The following is a 24,702-nucleotide window of genomic DNA, read 5'->3' on the forward strand; positions in this document are numbered from 1 at the left end:
CTCAGACCTCGAAGCCGAGTCGACGGGCCGAGCGCTGGCGCTGGCGGGCGGCGCGCAGGCGGCGCAGCCGACGGACCAGCAACGGGTCGGCCTCGAGGGCCTCGGGACGGTCGATCAGGGCGTTGAGGACCTGGTAGTAGCGGGTGGAGGACATGTCGAACTTCTCCCGGACGGCCGTCTCCTTGGCCCCGGCGTACTTCCACCACTGGCGCTCGAACTCGAGGATCTCGCGGTCCCGGTCGCTCAGGCTCGGCGTCGCCCCGGCGTCGCCGCCGTGCAGGGCGTTCGCGGCATCCATGCGCTGTCTCCCCTGGTACATCGTGGTGCGAGCTCGTCTACCTGACGGTCGAGCGTCAGTCTATAGGGGACGAACCACAACGATGTCATTCCGTCCGGGCGAGTCGCGACACCCTAGGGTCACGGGGTGGACGAGATCGGATGGGGCATCCTCGCGACCGGCAAGATCGCGCACAGCATCGCTGCGGACCTGGCCCTGGTGCCCGGCGCGCGGCTGGCGGCCGTCGGCTCCCGGCGACTGGCGAGCGCCGAGGCGTTCGCCGCCCGGCACGGCGCCGGCCAGCACCCCGCGCCCGCGGCGTACGGCTCCTACGAGGAGCTGGTCGCCGACCCCGCGGTCGACGTCGTGTACGTCGCGACCCCGCACGCGCTGCACCTCGACCACGCCCGGCTCGCCTTCGAGGCGGGCAAGCACGTGCTGTGCGAGAAGCCGCTGACCCTCAACCTCGCCGAGGCCGAGGAGATGGTCGCGCTGGCCCGTCAGCACGACCGCTTCCTGATGGAGGCGATGTGGACCGCCTGCCACCCGGTCGTGCGGCGCGTCGCCGCCGACCTGCGGGCCGGCCGCTTCGGGACCCCGCGCCACTTCCACGCCGAGCTCGGCTTCCGGGTCGACGCCCCGGCCGAGGACCGGATGCTCAACCCCGAGCTCGGCGCGAGCGCCCTGCTGGACATGGGGATCTACCCGCTCACCGTGGCACACCTGTTCCTGGGCGAGGCCGAGGAGCTCCACGCGGTGGCCTCGCTCTCCGAGGGAGGCATCGACCTCGACGTCGCACTGACCGGGCGCTACCCGGGCGGAGCGCTGGCGACGATGACCGCCTCGATGACGTCGTGGTCCTCCCGGGCGGCCGCGCTGGCCACCGACCGCGGCCGGATCGACCTCGACGACTTCCACCACCCCACCCGCGCCACGTTCACGCCGTACGCCGAGGGCGGCTCCAACGACGTCGACGCGCGGCGCGAGCCCGTCCACGTCGTGGGCGACGAGCCGGTGATCGGGCGGGGCTACGGCAACGAGATCGCCGAGGTGGTGCGCTGCCTGCGCGCCGGGCTGCGCGAGAGCCCGCTGGTGCCGCACGCGCAGACCGTCGCGCTGATGCGGCAGATGGACGACCTGCGGGCCCAGATCGGCGTGCGCTACGCCGTCGACGACAGCTGAGCCCGGCCAGCACTTGAGCGACACCCCCTAGGGTTGGGCCGTGGCTTCCTCTGGCTCCGCCGACCTCGTGATCGTCGCCAACCGGCTGCCCGTCGACCGGGTCACGCTGCCCGACGGCAGCCAGGAGTGGCGCCCCTCCCCCGGCGGGCTGGTCAGCGCCCTCGAGCCGATCATGCGCGCCAACGACGGCACCTGGATCGGCTGGCCGGGCGGGACCGACCAGGGCCACGAGCCCTTCGACGCCGACGGGCTGTCGCTGGTGCCGATGTCGATGACCCCGCAGGAGGTCGAGTACTTCTACGAGGGCTTCGCCAACGCGACCCTGTGGCCGCTCTACCACGACCTGGTGGCCAAGCCGAGCTTCCACCGGGAGTGGTGGGACGCCTACGTCTCGGTCAACCGCAGGTTCGCCGAGCGGGCGGCCGAGGTCGCCTCCGAGGGCGCCACGGTGTGGGTGCACGACTACCAGATGCAGCTGGTCCCGCAGATGCTGCGCGAGCTGCGCCCGGACCTGCGCATCGGCTTCTACCTGCACATCCCGTTCCCGCCGGCCGAGCTGTTCCAGCAGCTGCCGTGGCGCCGCCAGATCCTCGAGGGCCTGCTCGGCGCCGACCTGGTGGGCTTCCAGCTGCCCGGCGGCGCGCAGAACTTCGTGCGCCTCGTGCGGCAGCGTGTGGGCCACAAGACCCACCGCGACCTGGTCTACCTGCCCGACGGCCGCACCGTGCGCGCCGCGGCGTTCCCGATCTCCATCGACACCGCCGGCTACGAGGAGCTCGCGCGCTCCGAGCAGGTCGAGAAGCGCTCGGCGGAGATCCGCGAGGCGCTGGGCAATCCCCGGCGGATCTTCCTGGGCGTCGACCGGCTCGACTACACCAAGGGCATCTACGCGCGGCTGCGCGCCTTCAGCGAGCTGATCATCGACGGCCACTTCGACGTCGAGGACGCCGTCTTCGTGCAGGTGGCCACGCCGTCGCGCGAGCAGGTGGAGCAGTACCGCATCCTGCGCGACGACATCGACCGGTTGGTCGGCCACATCAACGGCGACCTCGGCCGGATCGGCCGGCCGGCCATCTCCTACCTGCACGCGTCGTACCCGCGCGAGGAGATGGCGGCGCTCTACCGGGCCGCCGACATCATGGTCGTCACGCCGTTCCGTGACGGCATGAACCTCGTGGCCAAGGAGTACGTCGCCTGCCGCTACGACAACGACGGCGCCCTGGTGCTCTCGGAGTTCGCCGGCGCGGCCGAGGAGCTGCGCCAGGCCTGGCTGATCAACCCCTACGACATCAACGGCATGAAGGCGGCGCTGCTCGAGGCCTACGAGGCCGAGGAGAAGGAGCGCTCGCGCCGGATGAAGGCGATGCGCAAGACGATCATCCAGCACGACGTGAACGCCTGGGCCGACAGCTTCCTCGGCGAGCTGGCCGCTGTGCGCCCCTCGCACGGCAAGACCGTGCGGCCGGCCAAGCGCTCCTGACGCTCCCCGGCTGGACGTCATATGCGCCGGTCGCCCCGACGACCGGCACGTATGACGTTCCCCCGGGTCCTAGCCCAGGGACATCCTCGGCTCGCCGTTGACCAGCCCGGTGCCGGCGATGCGACAGATGCCGCCGCGCGGCGTGCCCCCGTTCCAGGCCTGCCGCACGCAGGAGCGGGTGGCCAGCTGCGCCCAGTAGTTCGGGTGCAGCGACTCCTGGATGTAGTAGGGGCTGCCCGAGCAGCACGTCGACACCGTGCGGATCTGGTTGACCCACTCGGTCCTGTCGACCGCCCCGGGCTGGGTCCACGAGGTCAGCCCCTGCTCCTCGTAGAGGCCGACGGTGTTCTCGCACAGGCGCCGGCCGTTGAACGCCGAGGCCAGGTCGAGCGTCCTGCTGTTGGTGATGCCGGCCTGGCTGATCGCACCGGTGACCGTGCTGTTGATGGTCGGCAGCGCGCTGGCGTTGGCCCAGTCGGCGTCGGCGTTCCAGAAGCCGCAGCCGCCGGTGCTCTGCCGGGTGTAGCCGCTCTCGGAGTAGCGGAAGCCCGAGCCGTTCGGGATCGGCGACGGGTAGGTCTGCACGAGCATCGTCCACGCGGTGTCGGCGTAGCCGGCGTTGCGCATCGCCGTGCGGACGTTCTGGAGCGCGGTGGCGATCCGGGTCTTCACCGCACTCACGTTGGCGGAGGTGAAGTTGGACGTGACCGAGCTGTCGTCCTTGCAGTAGTCGGGCCACCAGGCCGGCGAGGTCAGGAAGTCGGTCACGCAGGACTGCACGATGTCGGCGAAGTTGAAGTCGTTGCCGCCGATGGAGACCACGACCATCTTCACGTTGTGGGAGGCCGCGGCGTTCTGCAGCATCAGTGCCTGCCCCTGCTGGCCGCCGCTGTTGTAGAAGTCCAGGCCGGGCTTGAAGTAGCCGTCGCTGTTGGTGAACGTGCTCGTCCTGGCGCCGGAGCAGGCGAGGTCCAGACCGTTGACGCCGCCACCGATGTAGGCCTCGTCGGACTTGCTGCGGTGGCAGCGAGGGATCGTCTCACCCGTGCCGCCGGCGTTGTCGTAGTACGCCGTGGGGCCGAGCGCGTCGGCGTACGACGAGGAGTCGTTGGAGCTGCCGGCCCAGCGGCCGGCCTCCCCGGAGACGTAGGAGTCACCGACGGTGACGACCCACGGGGTGCCGACGCCCGGCCCGTCGGCGCGGGCCTCGGGCGCGGGGCCGGCGGCGGTGCCGAGGGCGATGGACAGGATGAGGGCCAGGAGGACGGCAGGCACGCGCAGGCGTGACCGGCCTGCTCCCGAGAGCAGCGACACGGTGGGGTCTCCTTCGACGAGGTCCGATCCCTCCCCGGCCGGTCGACCGACCGGCCGTCAGCGAACGTAGTGGAGCGCGCGGGGCCCCGGGAAGACCCCGCCGGACGGGGGTGTGGCGAGCCTGACGTGTCCATCCCGCGAACCCCGGTCCCGGCGTCGGGTATTTTTCGGCCATGGATCTGATCCCGAAGCCCGATCAGGTCGTCTCTGCTGCCAGCAACGTGGCCCACAAGGTCCTGTACGGCGGTCTTGCCGATCTCCGCCCCATGCCGCGCACCCTCATCGACGAGGGGACGCTGCGCGAGGTCTACCACTACCGTCCGGCCGCCAAGGTCAAGGAGCAGGGCGACCCGGTGCTCCTGGTGACCCCGCTGGCCGCACCCGCGCTCTGCTACGACCTGCGCCGGGGCTGCTCGCTGGTCGAGCACCTCGTCGCCGCGGGCCGCCCGACGTACCTCGTGGAGTACGGCCAGGTCTCCTTCCGCGACCGCGGCCTCGGCATGGAGCACTGGGTCGACGAGGTGGTCCCGACCGCGATCCGCGAGGTGTCGGCGCACGCCGGCAACCGTCCCGTGCACGTGGTCGGCTGGAGCCTGGGCGGCATCTTCGCGATGCTCGCGGCCGCCGACACCCCCGACCTGCCGATCGCGTCCCTCACCGTCGTGGGGTCGCCCGTCGACGTCAAGCAGGTCCCGCTCGTGGCGCCGCTCCGCCCGCTCCTGAACTTCACCGACGGCCGCGGGGGCATCACGCGCACCTACCAGGTGCTGGGCGGGGCGCCGAAGCCGCTGGTGCGCTGGGCGTTCCAGATGTCGTCGTTCCAGAAGCTCGTGACCAAGCCGGTGGCCGTGGCCACCCACCTCGACGACACCGACTTCCTGGCCCAGCTCGAGGCCGTAGACCGGTTCACCGACAACATGATCGCCTACCCCGGCCGGACCTTCGGGCAGCTCTACCACCGCTTCGTGAAGGGCAACGCCCTGGTCACCGGGTCGATGGAGCTCGGCGACCGCACCATCTCGCTGGCCGACATCAAGGCCCCGGTGCTGGTCTTCGGGGGCGCCACCGACGGGATCGCCCCAGCGCCGTCGGTGAAGGCGGTGGTCCCGCTGCTGACCGGCGCCCGCGACGTTCGCTTCGAGATCGTGCCCGGCGGCCACCTGGGGATGCTGACCGGACGGCGGGCGCGGACCTCCACCTGGCAGGTGCTCGACGAGTGGGTGGCGCAGTGGTCCAGCGACGCGGAGGGCGTCCCGACGCCCACCGCGAAGAAGGCCGCGAGGAGGTCCGGCGCCGAGAAGACGGCGTCGAAGAAGTCCGCGGCCACGAAGAAGGCGGCCCCGGCGAAGAAGGCGGCGCCCAAGAAGGCGGCGCCGAAGGCCGCCTCCGCCAAGGGGGCCACCCCGGCCAGGAAGCGTCCTGCCAAGAAGTCCGCGTCGGCCGAGGCCATCGGGTCCAACCCGTCCCGCCGCTACGGCTCCGGCGGCTCCCGGGCGCTCTCCCGCTGACGGCTGGAGGCGGCCGGGTGGGCGCCGCACCCGTTGGTCACGAACTGCATCCCCGGGGCCGAGAATCTTGTGGTTGGTGACCAATCGGCAACCACCCACCGCCCCGTGATCGGGCCACCCGCTGAGCCGGGTCGGCGCGGGGGGGCGACGCCGGTCCGCCCGAGCTAGCGGCGGGGCGGGGTGGCCGCCAGGAACTCCTCGACCGAGGCCAGCGAGTAGGAACCGGCGTCGGTGCCGAGGCCACCCGCCACCTGGGCGGCGGTGGCACACCCCAGCTCGGCGGCGCCGCGCAGGTCGCGGCCCAGGGAGAGCCCGCGCAGGAATCCGGCGGAGAAGGCGTCGCCGCAGCCGGTGGTGTCGACGACCTCCACGTCGTACGCCGGCACCTCGACCTCGTCGTCGGCCGTGACCACGAGCGCGCCCCTCGCCCCCTGGGTCACCGCGACGCAGCCCGCACCCGCCGCCACCAGCGCCCGGGCGCCCTCGGCCAGGGACGCGGCGCCAGTGAAGCCCAGCACCTGCTCGTCGTTGGGGAGCAGGTAGTCGGTCTGCGGCAGCGCGTCGGCGACCCACTCGAGCAGGCCGGGGTCGCCGGGGGCGAGCAGGTCGAGTGACGTGGTAGCGCCCAGCGAGCGGGCGTGCGCCAGCAGCTTGGCTGCTGCCTCGCCGCCGAGGAACTCCGGGCCACCGAGGTGCAGGTGGGTGATGCCGTCGAGGGGCGGCGAGGTCGAGGTCGTCGAGGGTGAAGGTGGCGTTGGCACCCAGGCAGTGCCAGGCCGGCCGGTCACCGTTGGGCCGCACCGGGATCACCGAGGCGGAGGTCTGCTGGTCCCCGCGCCGGACCAGGCCCGTGGTGTCCACACCCTCCCGCCCGAGCAGGGCCAGCAGCGTGGCGCCGATCGGGTCCGCACCAACGGCGCCGAAGCCGAGTACCTCCGCACCGAGCCGGCTCAGGACCAGGGCCGTGCCGCCGGCGGTGCCAGCCGCGGAGAAGCGGATCGTGTCGACGAGCTGGCCATCCGACCCGCGGGGGACCGACTCGACGCCGATGACGTGGACGTCGAGCACGTGCACGCCGACGGTGGCGATCTTCATGGTCATGCCGGGTTCTCCTGGGGGGTTCCGTACCTGCGGCGCACGGCCTCCTCGACCACGGCCGCCTGCTGTTCGTCGGTGAGCTGACGCGGGGTGCCGAGCGCGCTCGCGCGGTGGTGCAGCTGGGCCAGCCACTCCAGGAGCAGCGCGTGCTCGACAGCACGGTCGAGGCTGCCGCCCACCGCGACCGACCCGTGGTTGGCCATCAGCGCGGCCTGCCGGCCCGCGAGCGCGTCGCGGACCCGGGCGGCGAGCTCGGGGGTGCCGAACGTGGCGTACGGCGCGACGCGCACGGCCCCGCCCAGCAGCAGCTGCTGGTAATGGAGCACCGGCAGCTCGTCGAGGACGCACGCCGCGGCGGTGGAGTACGGCGCGTGGGTGTGCACCACCGCGGCCGCGCCGGTGTCGGCGTACACGCCCAGGTGCAGGTCGAGCTCGGAGGTCGGGACCAGGTCGCCGGTGACGACCTCACCGCCGAGCGTGACGACGGTGACCTGCTCGGGCCGGCAGTCGGCCAGCGTCACCCCGGTGGCGGTCACCGCGACCCGGTCGCCGTCGCGGGCGCTGAGGTTGCCCGACGTGCCGATGAACAGGCCGGCGGCCGCGAGGCGACGGGCGGCCGTGGCCACCGCGTCCCGCAGCGCGGCGGCGTCCGTCACGGGCGGGTCCCCGCCAGCCCCGCGGGCGTGGCGTACCGCTCGAGGTAGGCGGTGACCATGGCGATGCCCTCCTCGATCAGGACGGGGTCGCCGTCGGCGTCGTGCTCGAAGGCGAGCTGGAAGACCCGGTCCCCGACCTCGACCGCGAGCAGCGCCATCGCCGGCGTGAGCTCGGGCCGGGCGAGCCCCGCATCCACGGCGAAGGCGTACAAGGTCTCGGCCACGCGGGCGTTGTGCTCGCGGCCGAACCGGTGGACCGCCGCGTTGGTGCGCCCGCGCAGGTAGATCTCCACGAACGCGCGCCGGCGGTGGTAGACCGCGACGAACGCCAGCATCGTGGTCCGGACGACGCCCGCGACCGTGAGGACGTCGAGCCCGGCGAGGTCGTCGACGACCTGGCCGTCCATCTCCTCCATGTCGCGCGCGGCCAGCGCGAGCAGGACGGCCTCCTTGTCGGCGAAGTACTGGTAGAGCGAGGCGACGGGGACGCCCGCCGCCTGCGCGATGTCCCGGGTGCTGAGCGCCTCGACCCCGCGCTCGACCACGAGCCGCGCCGCCGCGTCGAGGATCTCCTCGACGCGGCGACGACTGCGCTCCTGCGTCGGGACCCGTCGCTTCGGGGTGGCTTGGTGGGTCCGTACCGCAGGCATGCGGACCAGTGTATTCTACGAACCCGAACCTGACACATATTCATGTCTCTTGAGCGGAACCGGAGCCCTGATGACCTCCTTCCCCCTCACCCGCCGCACCCTCCTCGGCGGCGCAGCGCTCGGCGGCCTGGCCGTCGGCACCGGCGCGCTCACCGGGCTGGACGCCGCCGACGCCTCGCTGCAGGGCTCCCTGCCCGGGCAGGTCGACGTGGTCGTCGTGGGCGGCGGCATCTCCGGACTGGTGGCCGCGCGCAAGGTCGCCCGCGCCGGGCGACGGGTGCTGCTCGTCGAGGCCCGCGACCGCGTCGGCGGCCGGGTGCTCAACCACCACCTCCGTGAGGGCGCGACCATCGAGTCCGGAGGCGCCTTCATCGGGCCCACGCAGACCCACATCACGGCCCTGGCCGACGAGCTCGGAGTGCCGACGTTCAAGGAGTACAACACCGGCAACAGCGTCTACATCTCCTCCACGACCGGCCGGATGGAGTACTCCGGCACGGTGCCGCCGGACCCCACGATCCTCCCGGACGCCGCCCGCCTGCTCCAGCAGATCGACCAGTACGCCTCGGAGATCCCGGTGGACGCGCCCTGGACGCACCCGAGCGCCACCGACTGGGACCAGCAGACGCTGGGCGAGTGGATCCGGCGCAACGCGGTCAACAGCGACGGCGTCGAGAACCTCATCCGCTGCTGGACGCAGCCGGGCTTCGGCGCCGACCCCAGCGAGCTCTCCTTCCTCTACGTGCTCTGGTACGTCGCGTGCTCGGGCAACGAGAAGAACGTCGGGACCTTCTCCCGCAACTCCGACACGACCGGCGGCGCCCAGGAGCGACGCTTCGTCGGCGGGTCGCAGCTGGTGCCCCTGGGGCTGGCGCGGCAGCTCGGCGACGTCGTGGCCCTGGCCGCGCCCGTGCACCGCATCGAGCAGAAGGACCACCACGCGGTCGTGCACACCGGGCGCGGCACGGTCACCGCGAAGCGCGTCATCGTGGCCGCTCCCCCGCCGCTCGTCCTCGACATCGACTGGTTCCCGCGGCTGCCCGCGCGCCGGTTCGAGCTGCTGCGACACCTCGACATGGGGCAGCTGATGAAGTGCGACGCCATCTACGACAAGCCGTTCTGGCGCGAGGCGGGGCTCAACGGGTTCGGCATCAGCGACTCCGGCGCCGTGCGCGCGGCGTTCGACAACTGTCCCAAGCCGGGCGATCCCGGCGTGCTGCTGGCGTTCGTCGGCGGCGGCACCTGGCGCAAGTACGGCGTGCAGACGAAGGCCAAGCGCCGCAAGGCCGTGCTCGAAGGGTTCGCCGCGATGTTCGGCGACCAGGCCCTGCACCCGATCGACTACGTCGAGCACGACTGGACCCACGAGGTCTGGACCCGCGGCGCCCCGGTCGCCAACTACGCACCGGGGACGATGCTGCGCTTCGGTCCCGCGATCCGGCGGCCCTTCGGCCGGGTGCACTGGGCCGGCACCGAGACCTCGACGTACTGGACCGGCTACATGGACGGCGCCGTGCGCGCCGGCCAGCGGGCGGCGGTCGAGGTGCTGGAGCAGCTGTGAGGCGACTGCTGGTCACCGCACTGTCCCTGGGCCTCTCCCTGGGCCTTCCCCTCGGCCTCGGGTCGGGTCCCGCGCCGGCGTCCGCAGGGGAGACGCCGGCGCGCGGGAAGTGGGACACCCGGGTCTTCGCCCACGTGCCGGCACCCGGCTACCCGGCGTACGCCTTCGCGCACCGCAACGGCCGGGTCTACGCCGGCACCTACACGAACCCCCAGGGTGACCACCAGCGCTCCCGGGTGCTCGAGTGGTCCCGGGGCGGCACGCTGCTGCGGTCGTGGACGGTGCCCGGGCAGCACCTCGACGAGGACCACGGCGTCCAGGTCGCGAACGCCGACGCGCACGGCCGGCTGGTGCTGCTGGAGAAGTCGACGTCGTCGGTCATGACGCTCGACGTGCGGACCGGGCAATTCCGGACGTGGGCGACGCTGCCGGACCTGCCCACGTGCGCCCCCGGGACCAGCGGGCCGGGGTGCTCGCCGAACGCCGTGGACTACCCGGCGATCCCCAACTACGCGACCTGGGGGCCGGGCGGGGCGCTCTACGTCAGCGACTACGGACAGGCGGTGATCTGGAAGATCCCGCGCGGGTCGGTCCGGCCGCGGGTGTGGTTCGCCTCGGCGCAGCTGGACGGCTCGGAGTTCGGGACCGCGGGGCTGGTCTACCGGCCCGGCCGACGCGACTTCCTGATCACCCAGCAGTCGACCGCCACGGACGGGTCGGTGCCCACCGACGGGAAGCTCTACCGGCTGCCGCTACGTCGCTCGGGCGCGCCGGGCCGGCTGCGGACGCTGTGGACCTCGAGCCCGGGCGACCTGCCCGACGGCTTCGGCATCGCCCGTTCCGGCCACGTGTACGTCGCGGACGCAGGCCTCTCCAACCAGCTGGTCGAGCTCGGGGCGGACGGCCACGAGATCGCCCGCTTCCCCCAGGTGCCCGGCACCGGCGAGAACGGCTCGGCCATCCCCTTCGACACCCCGTCGTCGGCGACCTTCCTCGGCAGCCGCGTCCTGGTCGCCAACCAGTCCTTCTTCGGCGACACCTCCCCCACGCCCTCCTCGACGTCGAGGTGCGCGAGCGGGGCCGGGCGGCGTACCTGCCCCGCAGCGCCTTCTGGCGCTGACCCCTCACCCCGATAGCCTCACCCACCATGAGCGCGCTGGCAGGCCTGGTCGACAAGGGACTGATGGCTCCGGACTGGGCCGAGGCGCTGGCGCCGGTGGACGCCCGGGTCGCCGCGATGGGGCAGTTCCTGCGGGCCGAGCTCGCGGCCGGGCGGCCCTACCTGCCGGACGGCGAGCGGGTCTTCCGCGCGTTCCAGCGGCCGCTCGCCGACGTCCGGGTGCTGGTCGTGGGCCAGGACCCCTACCCCACCCCGGGCCACCCGATCGGGCTCAGCTTCGCGGTCGACGCGCACGTGCGGCCGATCCCGCGCAGCCTCGCCAACATCTACGCCGAGCTGCGCAGCGACGTCGGCATCGAGCCGCCGGAGCACGGCGACCTCACCGCCTGGTCTGACCAGGGGGTGATGCTGCTCAACCGCGCCCTGACGGTGCAGCCGGGCCAGCCCGCGTCCCACCGGGGCAAGGGCTGGGAGGAGGTCACCGAGTGCGCCATCCACGCGCTCGCCGGGCGGGGCGGCCCGCTGGCCGCGATCCTGTGGGGCCGCGACGCGCAGGGCCTCGAGCCGAAGCTCGGTCCGGTGCCCTGCGTGAAGTCGACCCACCCCTCCCCGCTCTCGGCACACCGCGGCTTCCTCGGCTCGCGCCCCTTCAGCCGGGTCAACCGGCTGCTGGTCGAGCAGGGCGGCCACGAGGTGGACTGGCGACTCCCGACATAGCGGGGTCCGGGCCGCTACGGTCAGCGCGTGAGCACCGTACGCCGCCTCGTGGTCGCGCTGGCCGCGCTCGCGGCGGTCACGGTGTTCGGCACGGTCGGCTACCTGCTGCTCGGCTTCACCCTGCTGGAGGCGGTCTACCAGACCGTCACCACCGTTGCGACGGTCGGCTTCCGGGAGGTCAGGCCGCTCACCACGGCGGGGATGATCTTCACCATCGTGCTGATCGTCGTCGGCGTCGGCACGGTGCTCTACAACCTCGGCGTGATCCTGGAGACCGTCACCGAGGGCCAGCTCCGCCAGCACCTGGAAAGGCGACGCATGGACAGGCGCATCGCAGCCCTGCGCGAGCACGTCATCATCTGTGGCTACGGCCGGGTCGGCCGGGCGGCCACCGACTTCCTGGCATCGGCCGGGCACCAGGTCGTGGTCGTCGACACCGACCGGAGCCGGCTCGCCGACCTGCCCGAGGGCGTGCTGCACCTGGTCGGAGACGTCACCGAGGACCGGGTGCTGCGCGAGGCCGGGCTCGACAACGCCCGCGCCGTGGTGGTCGCGCTCGACAACGACGCCGACACCGTCTACGCCACGCTCTCGGCGCGGGCGATCCGGCCGGACGTCGTGATCGTCGCGCGGGCCCGCACCACGGACTCGAAGGCGAAGCTGCACCTCGCCGGTGCCACCCGTGCGGTCAACCCGCAGCGCATCGGCGGCCGCCGGCTGGCGGTCTTCGCGCTGCAGCCGCACGTGGCGGAGTTCTTCGACGTGGTCATGCACGACGAGAACATCGACTGGCGTGTCGAGCAGGTCCCGGTCGGTGCGGACTCCTCCGTCGCCGGGCACTCCCTCGAGGGCTGCGGCTGCGCGAGCGCACCGGCGCCCTGCTGCTCGCCGTACGCCGCGCACCCGACGGCCAGCTCGAGCCGAACCCGCCCGACGACCTGGTGGTGCCGGCGGGCGCGGTCCTCATCGCCCTCGGCACCCAGGCCGAGCTGGAGGCCCTGGCCGCGCTGGCCCGGTAGGCACATGCTGGACGGGCAGACCTTCGATGGAATAAAGTTTAATCCTCAACCATTGGAGTCAGTGTGAACGACCGCATGCCTGCCCTCTACATCGGCCACGGCGCACCGCCGCTCCTCGACGACCCCACGTGGTCGGGCCAGCTCGCCGCCTGGTCCGCCGACCTCCCCGCCCGAAGGCGATCCTGATCGTCAGCGCCCACTGGGAGTCCGCCCCGGTCAGCCTCACCGCGAGCGGCGCCCCGGGTCTACGACTTCGGCGGCTTCGACGCGAAGTACTACCGGATGACCTACGAGACGCCCGACGCCCTCCGCGCTCGCGCAGCGGATCGCCGGCCTGATGCCGGCCTCCGAGCCGGTGCACCAGCACGCCAGCCGGGGCCTCGACCACGGCGCCTGGGTGCCGCTGAGGATCATGTACCCCGACGCGGACATTCCCGTCCTGCAGATGTCGCTGCCGACCCACGACCCGGTGCGACTGATGAAGCTCGGCGAGCGGCTCCGGCCGCTGCGCGACGAGGGCGTGCTCATCATCGGCTCCGGCTTCCTCACCCACGGCCTGCCGTTCCTCACCGACTTCCGCCTCGACGCGGCCGCACCCGGCTGGTCGCGGGACTTCGACGCCTGGGCCGCCGACGCACTCGCCCGGGGCGACGTCGACGAGCTGGCCAACTACCGCGCCAACGCTCCCGGCATGCCCTACGCCCACCCGACGGTGGAGCACTACACGCCCCTGTTCGTCACGCTGGGCGCCGCCACCAACCCCGACGAGCCCGGCCTCCAGGTCATCGACGGGTTCTGGCTCGGCCTGTCGAAGCGGTCCCTGCAGGTCGCCTGACCAGCGCGCCGGCCGCTGACCTCTAGCTCGCGATCTCGTCGAGCTCGGCCAGGTCCTCGGCTGTCGGCTCCCAGCGCAGTGCGGCCGCGTTCGTGCGCACCTGCTCCGCCGAGGTCACGCCCGCGATGACCGAGCCGACGGTCGGCTGGGCGGCCAGGCCGGCGATCGCCACGTCGAGGACGGACAGCCCCCGCGCCTCGGCGTACTGCTCCACCGCCTCGATCCGGTCCCAGTCGGCCGTCCTCAGCCACTGCGCGCGCGTCGGGTCGAGGGCGGCGCGCGAGCCGGCCGGAGCGCCCTGGCCGCGGCGGTACTTGCCGGTCAGCAGGCCGTACTCCAGCGGGAAGTACGGCAGCAGGCCGAGGCCGAACCTCTCGCAGGCCGGCACCACCTCCGCCTCGACCGAGCGGTCGAGCAGCGAGTAGCGGTTCTGCACGCTGACGAACCGCTCGAGGCCGGCCGAGCGTGCCGTCCAGTCGGCGTCGGCCACCTGCCAGCCGGCGAAGTTCGAGCAGCCGAGGTAGCGGATCTTGCCCTCGCGCACCAGGTCGGTCAGCACCGAGAGGGTCTCCTCGATCGGCGTGACGTCGTCTGGGACGTGCAGCTGGTAGAGGTCGATGTGGTCGGTGCGCAGCCGGCGCAGGCTGCCCTCGACGGCACGGCGGACGTAGCGACGCGACCCGCGCACGCCGAAGTCCTGGCCGCTGTCGCCGTGCATGTCCATGCCGAACTTGGTGGCCACCACGAAGTCGTCCCGCTGGCCAGCAGCGCCTCCCCCATGAGGTTCTCGCTGGCGCCCGGTCGCACGCCGTACACGTCGGCGGTGTCGAGCAGCGTGACGCCGGTGTCCCGCGCCGCGGCCAGGATCCGGCGTACGCCGTCGAGGTCCACCCGGCGGCTGAACGCGTTGCAGCCGATCCCGACCGCGCTCACCATCAGTCCCGAGTCGCCGAGGGCGCGGTAGGTCATCTCGCTCATGGCGCCGACCCTACGAGGCCCCCGGATGCGGCTTTCGGGTTTGCCCGCACCGGTGGCGCGGCACGAGGATGCTGCGGTGAAGATCCTGTCCATCCAGTCCTCGGTGGCCTACGGCCACGTCGGCAACTCCGCAGCCGTCTTCCCCCTCCAGCGTCTCGGCCACGAGGTCTGGCCGGTGCTGACCGTGCACTTCTCCAACCACACGGGCTACGGCGAGTGGCGCGGGCCGCTGCTCGCCCCCGACGACGTGCGCGACGTGATCGCCGGCATCGGGGACCGCGGTGTGCTCGGCGAGGCCGACGCGGTGCTCTCGGGCTACCAGGGCGACCCGGCGGTGGGAGCGGTGATCCTGGACGCCGTCGCGATGGTCAAGGAGCTGAACCCCGACGCGGTCTACTGCTGCGACCCGGTCATGGGGGACGTCGGCCGCGGCATGTTCGTGCGACCGGGCATCCCCGAGTTCATGCGCGACACGGTGGTGCCACGGGCCGACATCGTCACGCCCAACCACTTCGAGCTCGACTTCCTGGCCGGCCGGACCACGACCACGCTGGCCGAGGTCCTCGACGCGGTCGACGCCGTACGGGCGAGCGGGCCGCGCGACGTGCTCGTCACCAGCGTGCTGCACGACGAGGTGCCGGAGGGCTCCCTGGACCTGGTCGCGGTCTCCGACGAGGGCGCGTGGGCGGTCACCACTCCCCTCCTGCCGATCTCACCCAACGGCTGCGGCGACGTGACCGCTGCCCTCTACCTGGCGCACCTGCGCACGAGCGGCTCCCCCGAGAAGGCCCTGGCCAGCACGGCCTCGTCGGTCTTCGCGGTGCTCGAGGCGACGGTGGCCGCCGGCACCCGCGAGATCCAGCTGGTGGCGGCCCAGGACCACCTCGCCGAGCCGCCGATGAACTTCGAGGTGCGGCGCCTGCGCTGAGCCCGTCTCGGCGGGTGACCGACGCGCCACGCCGGGATGCTCCGACCCGGGAGCCGCGGGCGCCCGGCCCCTAACGTGGACGCGTGAAGAACCTGATCCGCGCCGCTTCCCTGCTCACCGCCCTCGTCCTGGCACTCACCGGCTGCAGCGGCGACAGCTCGGGCAGCCCTGACGTCTCCGGTGGCTCGGGCCACTCCGAAGGCGCCGTGGCCCACGACGACGCGGACGTCGTCTTCGCCGGCGAGATGGTCCCCCACCACGAGCAGGCGCTCCGGATGGTGGCGATGACCCGCGGCCGGCACCTGAGCCCGTCGTTCGAGGCGCTGGCCCGGCACATCAAGGCCGCTCAGACGCGCGAGGTGGAGACGATGCGGGGCTGGCTCGAGGACTGGGGCAGGGACCCCGACGGCATCACCGGTCACATGCACGGCGACGACGAGTCGATGGGCGGCGACGGCATGATGGGCGGCTCCAATGGCCTCCGGGGGATGATGACCGGCCGCGACCTCCGTCAGCTGGGCGCGGCGTCCGGCCACGCCTTCGAGGACATGTGGCTGCGGATGATGATCCGCCACCACCAGGGGGCGATCGCGATGGCGGACGTCGAGGTGGCGCACGGACAGTACCCCGCCGCGATCGACCTCGCCCAGCACGTGGAGTCGGTCCAGCAGGGCGAGATCGACCTGATGCGCAAGATGCTGGCGCACTGACCCGAGCCACGATCGACCGTCGGGGAGTACGTTGGGGGCGTGAAGACCCGTGGCTGGCGCCCGGGGTGGGACGGGCACGTGCTGCTGTTCTACGACGAGGAGTCGCAGCGACGTGCCGGCGTCGCCACCTGGGTCCACCGCGGCCTGACGCAGGGAGCGAAGATCCTCTGCACCCAGCCCCCCGATGACCCTCCCGACCGGTCGCTGGCCGGGCTGTTCCGCGACGAGCCCGACGTGCTCGAGGCGATGGAACGCGGCCAGATCCAGGTGATCCCGGCCGACCCGTCGACGTACGACCCCGCCTTCATCGAGACCGTCGTCGACGAGGCGCTGTCCGAGGGGTACCCGTCGGTGCGGTGGACCGGGGACGCGACCACCGCCTGGGACGTGATCCCGCGCAGTCGTCACGAGCTCGTCGAGCGGGCGACCGACGAGCTGTGCACGTCTCGCCCCCTGTCGGTGCTGTGCCAGTACTCGGCTGTCGAGTGCGGGGACGCGATCGGGTTCCTGAGCCAGTCGCACGGCGGAGGGTTGCGCGAGCAGCTGTTCCAGGCCGCGCCGGTGGAGGGTGGTCTCGCCGTGGCCGGCGAGCTGGACGCCTCGAACCAGCAGATCCTGATCTCGCTGCTGACGGCGGCGACCGCTGCTGCCGGGAGCGACCCGTTCGTGCTGGACCTGAGGTGCCTGGACTTCCTCGACCTGCCGGGCGCCCGGGCACTGATGTTCGGGACCCTCGACCACCGCGGCGGTGGCGGCCAGGTCCGGCTGGAGTCGCCGCAACCACATGTCGCGCAGCTGATCCACCTGCTCGGCATCGACCAGGCAGAAGGAATCCTCGTGGGAGAGACGCAGTGAGAACCTCCAGTCGGATGCACTCGGCGTACAGGCACGGCCTCCTGGTCCACGACACGGACGAGGAGCTCATCGAGGGCACGCGCGCCTTCGTCGCCCGCGGGCTGGACTCGGGCGGGGAAGTGCTGGTCCACGGCTCCCGGGACCGGGTGGCCCTGTTGCGCGAGGCGCTCGGCACCGGTCCCCGGCTCGCGTACGGCTTCGACGACGAGCTCTACCAGGCGCCCATGCGCACCCTGTTCTCCTACCAGCGCACACTCGCCGAGAGGTCCGAGCCCACGAACCTGTGGGTGACCGGGACGGTCCCGCTCGGCCTCGATGCCACCCAGCAGGCCGCCTGGCTCAGGTACGAGTCCGCTGTGGACGATGCCCTCGGCACCTACCCGTTCGCGGCGCTGTGCACCTACGACACCCGCCGCCGCCCGGCCTCGGTGATCGCCGGCGCGCTGGCCACCCACCGCACCGTCAACGTCGACCTCACCGACCGGGACAACCCGCAGTACGTCGAACCCGGAGCGTTCCTCGCCGCCCCGCTGGCGCAGCGGCCCGAGGCGCCGGCCACCCAGGCGTGCGCGGCCACGATCATCCACGACTTCGAGCACCTCTCGGCCGGTCGTGACCTGGTGAAGGTCGGCGCCTACCGGCACAGTGCCGTGTCGCCGCAGACCATCGAACAGTTCCGTGTCGCCGTCAACGAGGTGACCTCGAACGGACTCCTCCACGGTCGTGCGCCGGTGCGCGTGAGCCTCTGGACCGATGTCGGGAGCCTGACCTGCCTGGTCGAGGACTCCGGCCCCGGGCTCGTCGACCCCATGGCGGGCTACCGGCATCCCGACGGAGCGAGCTCCATGGGGCTGTGGGTCGCGCGTCAGCTGGTGGACGACCTGGTGATCGGCAGCTCGCCCTCCGGCGGCTGCAGCGTCCTGCTCACCGTGACGGAGCAGCCGCTCTGAGTCGTGTGGGTAAGGGTGCGCGATGGTGCACGCTCGACCACACGAGGCGTCAGTACGACTGCCCGTCGGCGTACCGCTGACGCCGCCAGTGTCGACCTCGCCCCTTGTTGCGGCTCTTGTATGTGGGCAGTTGGGAGTCGCAGTTCGGGCACACCAGCCTCAGGTTCTCTCGACGGTTGTTCTCGGAATCACCGTCAACGTGATCGAGAACAAGTGCGAGAGGTGCGCCGTTCCAGCTGGACGGCTGCCCGCAGATCGCGCACTTCCCGCGCTGCTCATCCATCAGGTGCAGGCGGACGTAGTGGCGCTGGCCAGTGCCCGGGCTGGCGACTCCGCTCGCGATCCACTCGGCCACCAACTTCACCCGCTCACTCTCGCGCTGGCAGGCATTGCTGCAGTAGACGCGGAGCCGTCTCCCCGGGAGGACCGCGCCACAGCCTCGACACTCGAACACGTGAACGACGGTAGGAGGAGGCGCCGACAGAGCCGGTGACAGGAGTCGAACCCGCGACATTTCGCTTACAAGGCGAACGCTCTACCAACTGAGCTACACCGGCATCGCCGCGCACCCGTCGCGGCGAGGTCACATGCTAGTCGTCGCCCGGGGTCGAGCGTCGTGTGGCCCGGCGTGAGGAAGCCGTCCAGGGAACGGCGGAGGCCGGTGGCGTCCAGGCCGTGCGCCCGGACATGGTCGGCGGCGGTGCCGTAGCGGCGCAGCTCGGTCCGCCCGACGCCGAGCGCGAGCAGCCGGTGGGGCACGTCGCGCAGGGCGTCGGCGACCACGTGCGCAGAGGTGCCCGCGAGCCACGGCTCGACCAGCACGACCTCCGGGGACCCGAGCGCCTCCCGCAGCCCGCGCCGATCGAAGGGGCGCACCGTGCTCGCGTAGAGCACGGTCACGTCCCGCCCCTCGGTCGCCGACAGCACCTCGTCCAGGACCGGTCCGAGCGCTATCACGGTCGCCCCGGCCCCACGGCGTACGACGTGGAAGCGGCCGGGCGCGTGGGGGAAGGACTGTGCGTTGGTCTGCTCCACCACCCGCACGTAGTGCAGCCCCGACCCGCCGACCGACCTCCGCAGGACCGCATCGACCTCCTGCGCCGTCCCGGGCGCGTGGATCGACACCCCGGGCAGGGTGTCCAGGAGGGCCACGTCGCCGGGAGCCTGATGGGTGCGACCGCCGCCCGCGATGTCGAACGAGCCGCCGGAGCCCACCAGCACGCCACCGACGTCCTGGTGCCCGAAGCCGAGCTTGACCTGCTCGAAGGCGCGCTCGACGAGGAAGGAGGCGAAGGTGTGCACGATCGGCCGCATCCCGGTGAGCGCCATCCCGGCTCCCACGTTGACCAGCAGCTGCTCGCGGATGCCGACGTTGACCACCCGGTCGGGGTGCCGGCGCTCGACCTCTCCGAAGAACTGGCCGGAGATCTCGGCGTAGACCAGCGCCACCGAGAGGTCGGTCTCCACCAGGTCGGTGGCGGTGCGGGCGAACTGGACCCGGCTCGAGACGGTCATCGCTTCTCCTCCACGACCGCCACGACCACGTTGGGCCGGCCGATCTCCCGGTGGGACAGGGCCTTCTCGAGCAGGTCGTGGTCGCGACCGTCGACGGAGACGGCGTGCCACCCCTCGGTGACGAACCGCTGCTCGAGGCGCCCCGGCACGGCGTACGACGACGAGCGGTTGTCGACGGCCACCACGGTCAGCGCGTCGAGGCCGAGCGCCGCGGCCAGCTCGATCGCCTCGTGGTTGCTGCCCTCGTCGAGCTCGGCGTCACCGACCAGCACCACCACGCGTGCGCCGATGCCCTGGGCGCGCAGCCCGAGCGCGGTGCCGACGGCCAGCGGCAGCCCGTGCCCCAGGGACCCCGACGCGATCTCGACGCCGGGGACCAGGTTGCGGTCCGGGTGGTAGCCGAGCGGGGAGTCGTACGACGCCCAGCCGGACAGCCACTCCTCGGGGAAGAACCCGCGCGAGCAGAGCACCGCATAGTAGGCCATCGGGCCGTGCCCCTTCGACAGCAGGAAGCGGTCCCGCCGGTCGTCCCCCACCGTCTCGGGGCTCACGTCGAGCACCCGCTCGTAGAGGACGCGGATCACGTCGAGGGTCGACGTCGCAGCCGCCGAGTGCTTCTCGTCGCCGGTCATCAAGGTCATCAGTCGCTCGATCTCGTTCACCCGTCAATCGTGAGACTTGAAGTGGGCTTTAAGTCAAGGAATGCTCGGGGCATGACCCAGCTGACGATCGGGCAGCTCGCCGAGCGGGCCGGCGTGGCCACCTCGGCGATCCGCTTCTACGAGTCGCGCGGACTCATCCGCGCGGTCCGCACGACCGGCAACCAGCGCCGCTTCGAGCAGGCCATGCTCCGCCGGATCGCGTTCATCCGGACCGCCCAGCGGGTGGGGCTCAGCCTCGACGAGGTCGCCGACGCGCTGGCCACGCTGCCGGCGCACCGGACCCCCACCAAGGCGGACTGGTCCCGGCTCAGCCGCGCCTGGCGACCACGCCTGGACGAGCAGATCGAGCGGCTCGAGCGGCTGCGCGACAAGCTCGACGGCTGCATCGGCTGCGGGTGCCTGAGCCTGCGCACCTGCGCGCTCAACAACCCCGACGACGAGGTGGCGCCACGGGGCCCGGGTCCGGTCTTCCTCGAGCCCACCGGGGTCCGGCGGGCGACGCCGGCCCGCAGGACCCCCTAGCCTGTGAGTCATGGCGCTGCGGATCGTGACCAGCAGGCCGGACCCGGCCATCGTCGGCCTGCCCTGGGCCAGCCCCCTGGAGGAGTGGACCAGCGAGTACGTCGTACCGCTGCCGCGCGGGCTCTCCCGCCACGTGGTCCGCATCGTCCGCCTGCGGGAGCGCACCTACGCGGTCAAGGAGACCGAGGAGGAGATCGCCTTCCGGGAGTACCGGCTGCTGCGTGACCTCCAGCGGATGGGCCTGCCGTCGGTGGTGCCGCAGGGCGTGGTCACCGGGCGCGTGGACGGCGACGGCGAGCCGCTCCCGGCCGCCCTGCTCACCCAGCACCTGCAGTTCTCGCTGCCCTACCGCAGCCTGTTCGGCCACGGGCTCACCGCCGACAACCTGCCCTCGCTGGTCGACGCCCTGGTCGTGCTGCTGGTCCGGCTGCACCTGGCCGACTTCTTCTGGGGTGACGTGTCCCTGTCCAACGTGCTCTTCCGGCGCGACGCGGGCGGCTTCGCGGCGTACCTCGTCGACGCGGAGACCGGTGAGCTCAAGTCCAGCCTCTCGGACGCCATGCGCGAGTACGACCTCACCGTCGCGACCGAGAACGTGTTCGCGGAGCTGCTCGACCTGCAGGCCAGCGAGTCCCTCGACGACGAGGTGCAGGCTCACGACATCGTCGAGCTGCTCGACAGCCGCTACCACGCACTGTGGGACGAGCTGACCGCGGTGGAGCAGTTCTCCGCCGACGAGCTGTGGCGGATCGAGCAGCGCATCGAGCGGCTCAACAACCTCGGCTTCGACGTGGACGAGCTCGACATCATCACCGACTTCGACGGCGACGAGCTCCGCATCCAGCCCAAGGTGGTCGAGCTCGGGCACCACCGCCGCGAGCTGCAGGCGCTGACCGGCCTCAACGTCGAGGACGCCCAGGCCCGGCGGCTGCTCAACGACATCGCCTCGTTCACCGCCAACTTCGACCTCGGCCGCGAGGACCGCAGCCTGGTCGCCAACCGATGGCTCACCAAGGTCTACGAGCCGATCATGGCGATGATCCCGCCGCAGGCGCGCGGCAAGCTCGAGCCGGCCGAGGTCTTCCACGAGATCCTCGTGCACCGGTGGTACCTCTCCGAACGGGCCGGCCACGAGATCGGCATCTTCGACACCGCCCGCGACTACATCGAGACCGTGCTGCTCGAGAAGCCCGACGAGGCCGTCGCGGCCGACTGAGCCCGCCGAGTCGGCGCAGGTTGACCAGCAAAGCCCCGCCGAGTCGGCGCAGGTTGACCAGCCAAACCCCGCCGAGTCGGCGCAGATGTACCCACCGCGTGCCGGGCGCGCGTCAAGCAGCGCCGACTCGGCGTTCTCCCTGCGTCAACGAGCGCCGACTCGGCGGGCGGTCAGCGCAGCAGGTCGCGGCCGATGACCATCCGCTGGATCTGGTTGGTGCCCTCGAAGATCTGGGTGACCTTGGCGTCGCGGAAGAGCCGCTCGACGGGGTAGTCGCGGGTGTAGCCGTTGCCGCCGAGGACCTGCACCGCGTCGGTCGTGACCCGCATCGCGGCGTCGGTGGCGGTCAGCTTCGCGATCGACGCCTGCCGGGAGAACGGGCGGCCGGCGTCCTTGAGCCGGGCGGCGTGGAGGTACGTCGCGCGGGCGCGCTCGACCTCGGCGGCCATGTCGGCGAGCAGGAACTGCAGCCCCTGCTGGTGCCCGATCGGCTTGCCGAACTGCTGACGCTCCCCGGCGTACGCGACGGCGTGCGCGAGGGCCGCCTGGGCGATGCCGGTGGCGACCGCGGCGATCCCGAGCCGGCCGGCGTCGAGGGCGGACAGCGCGACGCGCATGCCCGCACCCTCCTCGCCGATCAGCTGCGCGGCGGGCAGCCGGGCGCCCTCGAAGATCACCTGGGTGGTGACGTCGCAGGCCAGGCCCATCTTCTTCTCGGGGGCGCCGAAGCTCATGCCGGCGGTGTCGGCCGGCACCACGAAGGCCGACAGGCCGCGCTTGGCGTCGTCGGACGTGCGGGCGAAGAGGATGTAGTAGTCGGCGCAGGAGCCGTTGCTGATCCACTGCTTGGTGCCCGTGACGACGTACTCGTCACCGTCGCGCACCGCGCGGGTGCGGATCCCGGACACGTCGGACCCGGCCTGCGGCTCGGAGAGGCAGTAGGCCCCCAGCCAGTCGCCCGAGAGCATCTGCGGCAGCCAGCGGGACACGACCTCGTCGCTGCCGTTGCCCGCGACGACCGAGGCGGTGAGCGTGTGCACGCTGGTGCCGACCCCGACGCTCGGCCAGGCCGTGGCGATCTCCTCGACCACCTGCAGGTAGACCTCGTAGGGCTGCGCGCCGCCGCCGTGCTCCTCGGCGAAGGGCAGGCTCATCAGCCCGGACTTGCCCAGCAGGCGGTAGGCCTCCGCGGGGAACACCGACTGCTCCTCCGCCTCGGCCACCTGGGGCGCGAGCTCCTTGGTGGCGATCTCGCGGGTGAGCTCGAGGAGGGCCTCGGCCTCCTCGCTGGGCAGCAGGCGGTCAACAGTCGTGGGCACAGATCGATCCTAAGGCGGTGGACGCCGACCGCACCCGGTGGCTACTGCTCCGGGATCAGCGGCGGCGGGGCGTCGCGGACGGCCTGGGGCTCGCTGAGGTGCAGCGGGATGTAGTCCGCCACGTCGAACTCGCCGGTCGTCCGCAGCGTCACCGGCTGGATCCCGACCGGTCGGCCGTCGTGGTAGGTCACCAGGCTGATCTCCGCGTCGCGGCGCGGCTTGCCGCCGATCGCGATGGCGTACGCCGCGCCGCCGGCCGTGCCGGTCGTGTAGCTGTAGCCGATCTCGCCGTTGCTGCCGACGACCCGGGTCGGCCCCTCCTGCACGTGCAGGTGGCCGGCCAGCACCAGGTCGGCGCAGCCGCGGGCCAGGGCCTCGTCGGCGAGGTCCGCGTCGTGCACGAGGATCGTGGTGACGCGGACCGGGGAGTCGCAGGCCGCGTCGGCGAGCCGGTGCCCCACCTCGGTGAAGCTGAGCCCGGTCTCGTCGCGCCAGGCACCGAGCCCGCTCGAGCGCGGGTCGTCCACGCCCAGCATGGTCGTGCCGGCGGGGCCGCTGATCACCTGGCCGTCCATCATCGTCCAGCCGTGGTCGTCGAGGTAGGAGGAGACGAACGGGCCGTGGTCGTGGTTGCCGGCCACGCCGTAGCGGTCGAGCCCGTCGAAGGCCTGCGTCACGGAGTCGAGGCTGAACGCCTCCCACGACTTGCCCGCCGAGGTGTCGTCGCCGCCGTCGAACGCAACCGTGGCGCCGGCCGCGTCACCGAGGGCGCGGGCGACCTCGTCCATGCCGATGTTGTCGTGGCGGTCGGACACGAACAGCACGACGGTGTCCCCGTGCTCGGGCTGGCGGAGCCGGAGCTTCCGGGCGGCGTCGGCGGCGGTGCGGTACCAGCTCTTGCTGCTCTCGTACTTGGCGACCGCGCTCGTGATCAGGCGACGGGTCTGCTCGGTCGTCACGTCACCGCGGACCTCGATGCCCTTGGCCTCGTCGGGCAGCGGTACGTCGGGGCCGACGAAGTCCGCCAGCGACATCCAGGGATGATCGGCCTCGACCGCGGACTCCGCGCTGGTCCACGGCTCCCACATCATCAGGACCAGGAACACCACCAGCAGCCCCGCCAGGGCGCCCTTCGGCCCGAACACCTCCGCGCCCAGCTGGCGACGGCGGTCCCGGCCGAGCAGCAGCCACACGAGGATCGGCAGCAGCCCGACCACCGCGCCACGCAGCGCCGCGTCCCACGCCATGTCACTGAGCGCGTCCTCGACCTTGGCGATCTGGCCGTCCGGCTGGCTGGCGATGTAGGCGTAGCGCTGCACCAGCTCGTCGGTCGAGCGCGCCTCGGTCTTCCCGAGCCGGATGTCCACCCCGAGGGTGTGGCCGGTGGACATCCGGAAGTCCGGCAGCACCGGACCGGTGTGTACGACGACGTGGCCGCCCAGGTCGGGGCGCAGGACGGCGTCGTGGCTCGCGACCACGAGGGTGCGGCTGCTCGACAGGAAGATCGCCAGCCCGACCAGCAGCGACACGACCAGCCAGACCACGACGTACGCCGCGACCCGGCCAGCAGGGCTCGGGTGCCTGAGGACGCGCCGCAACGCGTCCTTGGGCACGCGACCCCGAGACCTCA

24 protein-coding genes, 1 tRNA gene and 2 pseudogenes are annotated in these 24,702 nt (G+C 72.3%); 15 read left to right on the forward strand and 12 right to left on the reverse strand.

The window, feature by feature from the left end:
• Position 1: 1 nt before the first annotated feature.
• Entirely contained in the window at positions 2 to 298 is a 297-nt protein-coding gene (napA, locus tag H0S67_RS19765) for a nucleoid-associated protein NapA (protein ID WP_180934426.1), read from the reverse strand.
• A 126-nt stretch (positions 299 to 424) separates the two neighbouring features.
• Between napA and H0S67_RS19770 the strand changes: the two genes are divergently transcribed.
• Both H0S67_RS19770 and H0S67_RS19775 read left to right on the forward strand, forming a co-directional pair.
• The gene (locus tag H0S67_RS19770; protein WP_180934427.1) at positions 425 to 1,459 is read left to right on the forward strand and encodes a Gfo/Idh/MocA family protein; all 1,035 of its coding nucleotides are present in this window, start codon (positions 425 to 427) and stop codon (positions 1,457 to 1,459) included.
• A 40-nt stretch (positions 1,460 to 1,499) separates the two neighbouring features.
• Positions 1,500 to 2,939 carry an alpha,alpha-trehalose-phosphate synthase (UDP-forming) gene (locus tag H0S67_RS19775; RefSeq protein WP_180934428.1) on the forward strand — a complete coding sequence of 480 codons (1,440 nt, stop codon included), beginning with the start codon at positions 1,500 to 1,502 and terminating at the stop codon, positions 2,937 to 2,939.
• Between the two features lie 69 nt (positions 2,940 to 3,008).
• Here H0S67_RS19775 and H0S67_RS19780 read toward each other — a convergent pair whose 3' ends face one another.
• On the reverse strand, positions 3,009 to 4,253 hold the full coding sequence (locus tag H0S67_RS19780; RefSeq protein ID WP_246354901.1) for an SGNH/GDSL hydrolase family protein: 1,245 nt from the start codon (positions 4,251 to 4,253) through the stop codon (positions 3,009 to 3,011).
• Positions 4,254 to 4,426: 173 nt separating this feature from the next.
• On the opposite strand from H0S67_RS19780, the gene H0S67_RS19785 reads away from it, so the two are divergent.
• Positions 4,427 to 5,761: an alpha/beta fold hydrolase gene (locus H0S67_RS19785; protein ID WP_219635353.1), complete on the forward strand. Its 1,335-nt coding sequence runs from the start codon at positions 4,427 to 4,429 to the stop codon at positions 5,759 to 5,761.
• A 164-nt stretch (positions 5,762 to 5,925) separates the two neighbouring features.
• Here the strand turns inward: H0S67_RS19785 and H0S67_RS23915 are convergent, their stop codons facing one another.
• The 4 genes and pseudogenes from H0S67_RS23915 to H0S67_RS19800 form a co-directional block, all read right to left on the reverse strand.
• A complete protein-coding gene (locus H0S67_RS23915) occupies positions 5,926 to 6,522 on the reverse strand; it encodes a carbohydrate kinase family protein (RefSeq protein WP_219635354.1) in 597 nt (198 codons plus the stop codon).
• A 28-nt stretch (positions 6,523 to 6,550) separates the two neighbouring features.
• A pseudogene (locus H0S67_RS28475) lies at positions 6,551 to 6,862 on the reverse strand (PfkB family carbohydrate kinase); the annotation flags it as partial.
• On the reverse strand, positions 6,859 to 7,515 hold the full coding sequence (locus H0S67_RS19795; RefSeq protein ID WP_180934429.1) for a class II aldolase/adducin family protein: 657 nt from the start codon (positions 7,513 to 7,515) through the stop codon (positions 6,859 to 6,861). The pseudogene H0S67_RS28475 and the gene H0S67_RS19795, both read right to left, overlap by 4 nt.
• Positions 7,512 to 8,165 (reverse strand): TetR/AcrR family transcriptional regulator, encoded by a 654-nt coding sequence (locus H0S67_RS19800; RefSeq protein WP_180934430.1) that lies wholly within the window; start codon positions 8,163 to 8,165, stop codon positions 7,512 to 7,514. The genes H0S67_RS19795 and H0S67_RS19800 overlap by 4 nt, the downstream gene beginning before the upstream one ends.
• Before the next feature lie 70 nt (positions 8,166 to 8,235).
• Between H0S67_RS19800 and H0S67_RS19805 the strand changes: the two genes are divergently transcribed.
• From H0S67_RS19805 to H0S67_RS25965, 5 genes are all read left to right on the forward strand, one after another.
• On the forward strand, positions 8,236 to 9,726 hold the full coding sequence (locus tag H0S67_RS19805) for a flavin monoamine oxidase family protein (RefSeq protein ID WP_180934431.1): 1,491 nt from the start codon (positions 8,236 to 8,238) through the stop codon (positions 9,724 to 9,726).
• Complete coding sequence (locus tag H0S67_RS19810) at positions 9,723 to 10,862, forward strand: SMP-30/gluconolactonase/LRE family protein (RefSeq protein ID WP_180934432.1); 1,140 nt, start codon at positions 9,723 to 9,725, stop codon at positions 10,860 to 10,862. The genes H0S67_RS19805 and H0S67_RS19810 overlap by 4 nt, the downstream gene beginning before the upstream one ends.
• 11 nt (positions 10,863 to 10,873) lie before the next feature.
• On the forward strand, positions 10,874 to 11,563 hold the full coding sequence (locus H0S67_RS19815) for a uracil-DNA glycosylase (RefSeq protein ID WP_180934433.1): 690 nt from the start codon (positions 10,874 to 10,876) through the stop codon (positions 11,561 to 11,563).
• A 27-nt stretch (positions 11,564 to 11,590) separates the two neighbouring features.
• Complete coding sequence (locus tag H0S67_RS19820) at positions 11,591 to 12,649, forward strand: potassium channel family protein (protein ID WP_219635355.1); 1,059 nt, start codon at positions 11,591 to 11,593, stop codon at positions 12,647 to 12,649.
• Positions 12,650 to 12,919: 270 nt separating this feature from the next.
• Entirely contained in the window at positions 12,920 to 13,417 is a 498-nt protein-coding gene (locus H0S67_RS25965) for a dioxygenase family protein (RefSeq protein WP_246354902.1), read from the forward strand.
• Between the two features lie 22 nt (positions 13,418 to 13,439).
• Here H0S67_RS25965 and H0S67_RS19830 read toward each other — a convergent pair.
• Positions 13,440 to 14,284, reverse strand: a pseudogene (locus tag H0S67_RS19830) (aldo/keto reductase).
• Between H0S67_RS19830 and H0S67_RS25970 the strand changes: the two are divergent.
• The 5 genes from H0S67_RS25970 (at position 14,196) to H0S67_RS19850 (ending at position 17,838) form a co-directional block, all read left to right on the forward strand.
• The gene (locus H0S67_RS25970) at positions 14,196 to 14,381 is read left to right on the forward strand and encodes a hypothetical protein (RefSeq protein ID WP_246355450.1); all 186 of its coding nucleotides are present in this window, start codon (positions 14,196 to 14,198) and stop codon (positions 14,379 to 14,381) included. The pseudogene H0S67_RS19830 and the gene H0S67_RS25970 overlap by 89 nt on opposite strands.
• A gap of 90 nt (positions 14,382 to 14,471) precedes the next feature.
• Complete coding sequence (pdxY, locus tag H0S67_RS19835; RefSeq protein WP_180934434.1) at positions 14,472 to 15,323, forward strand: pyridoxal kinase PdxY; 852 nt, start codon at positions 14,472 to 14,474, stop codon at positions 15,321 to 15,323.
• Between the two features lie 83 nt (positions 15,324 to 15,406).
• Complete coding sequence (locus tag H0S67_RS19840) at positions 15,407 to 16,033, forward strand: DUF305 domain-containing protein (protein ID WP_180934435.1); 627 nt, start codon at positions 15,407 to 15,409, stop codon at positions 16,031 to 16,033.
• Between the two features lie 39 nt (positions 16,034 to 16,072).
• Positions 16,073 to 16,888, forward strand: coding sequence for an MEDS domain-containing protein (locus H0S67_RS19845; protein WP_180934436.1), 816 nt, complete (start codon positions 16,073 to 16,075; stop codon positions 16,886 to 16,888).
• Positions 16,885 to 17,838, forward strand: a complete 954-nt coding sequence (locus H0S67_RS19850; protein ID WP_180934437.1) for a sensor histidine kinase — start codon at positions 16,885 to 16,887, stop codon at positions 17,836 to 17,838. Before H0S67_RS19845 ends, H0S67_RS19850 begins: the two co-directional genes overlap by 4 nt.
• A gap of 484 nt (positions 17,839 to 18,322) precedes the next feature.
• Here H0S67_RS19850 and H0S67_RS19860 read toward each other — a convergent pair.
• The 3 genes from H0S67_RS19860 to H0S67_RS19870 all read right to left on the reverse strand — a co-directional run bounded on the left by H0S67_RS19860 (position 18,323) and on the right by H0S67_RS19870 (position 20,015).
• Positions 18,323 to 18,395, reverse strand: a tRNA-Thr gene (locus H0S67_RS19860).
• On the reverse strand, positions 18,358 to 19,353 hold the full coding sequence (locus H0S67_RS27580) for a transketolase family protein (protein ID WP_180937022.1): 996 nt from the start codon (positions 19,351 to 19,353) through the stop codon (positions 18,358 to 18,360). The genes H0S67_RS19860 and H0S67_RS27580 overlap by 38 nt, the downstream gene beginning before the upstream one ends.
• A complete protein-coding gene (locus H0S67_RS19870; RefSeq protein ID WP_219635357.1) occupies positions 19,350 to 20,015 on the reverse strand; it encodes a thiamine pyrophosphate-dependent enzyme in 666 nt (221 codons plus the stop codon). The genes H0S67_RS27580 and H0S67_RS19870 overlap by 4 nt, the downstream gene beginning before the upstream one ends.
• Positions 20,016 to 20,066: 51 nt before the next feature.
• Between H0S67_RS19870 and soxR the strand changes: the two genes are divergently transcribed.
• On the forward strand, positions 20,067 to 20,537 hold the full coding sequence (gene soxR, locus H0S67_RS19875; protein WP_180934439.1) for a redox-sensitive transcriptional activator SoxR: 471 nt from the start codon (positions 20,067 to 20,069) through the stop codon (positions 20,535 to 20,537).
• Positions 20,538 to 20,547: 10 nt separating this feature from the next.
• Positions 20,548 to 21,753, forward strand: coding sequence for a DUF4032 domain-containing protein (locus H0S67_RS19880; RefSeq protein WP_180934440.1), 1,206 nt, complete (start codon positions 20,548 to 20,550; stop codon positions 21,751 to 21,753).
• 170 nt (positions 21,754 to 21,923) lie between these two features.
• On the opposite strand, the gene H0S67_RS19885 is transcribed toward H0S67_RS19880, so the two are convergent.
• A complete protein-coding gene (locus tag H0S67_RS19885; protein ID WP_246354904.1) occupies positions 21,924 to 23,072 on the reverse strand; it encodes an acyl-CoA dehydrogenase family protein in 1,149 nt (382 codons plus the stop codon).
• Positions 23,073 to 23,113: 41 nt separating this feature from the next.
• Positions 23,114 to 24,685, reverse strand: a complete 1,572-nt coding sequence (locus tag H0S67_RS19890; protein ID WP_246354905.1) for a metallophosphoesterase family protein — start codon at positions 24,683 to 24,685, stop codon at positions 23,114 to 23,116.
• Positions 24,686 to 24,702: the final 17 nt, after the last annotated feature.

Origin of the sequence: Nocardioides ungokensis, assembly GCF_013466985.1 — a bacterium.
GTDB lineage: Bacteria > Actinomycetota > Actinomycetes > Propionibacteriales > Nocardioidaceae > Nocardioides > Nocardioides ungokensis.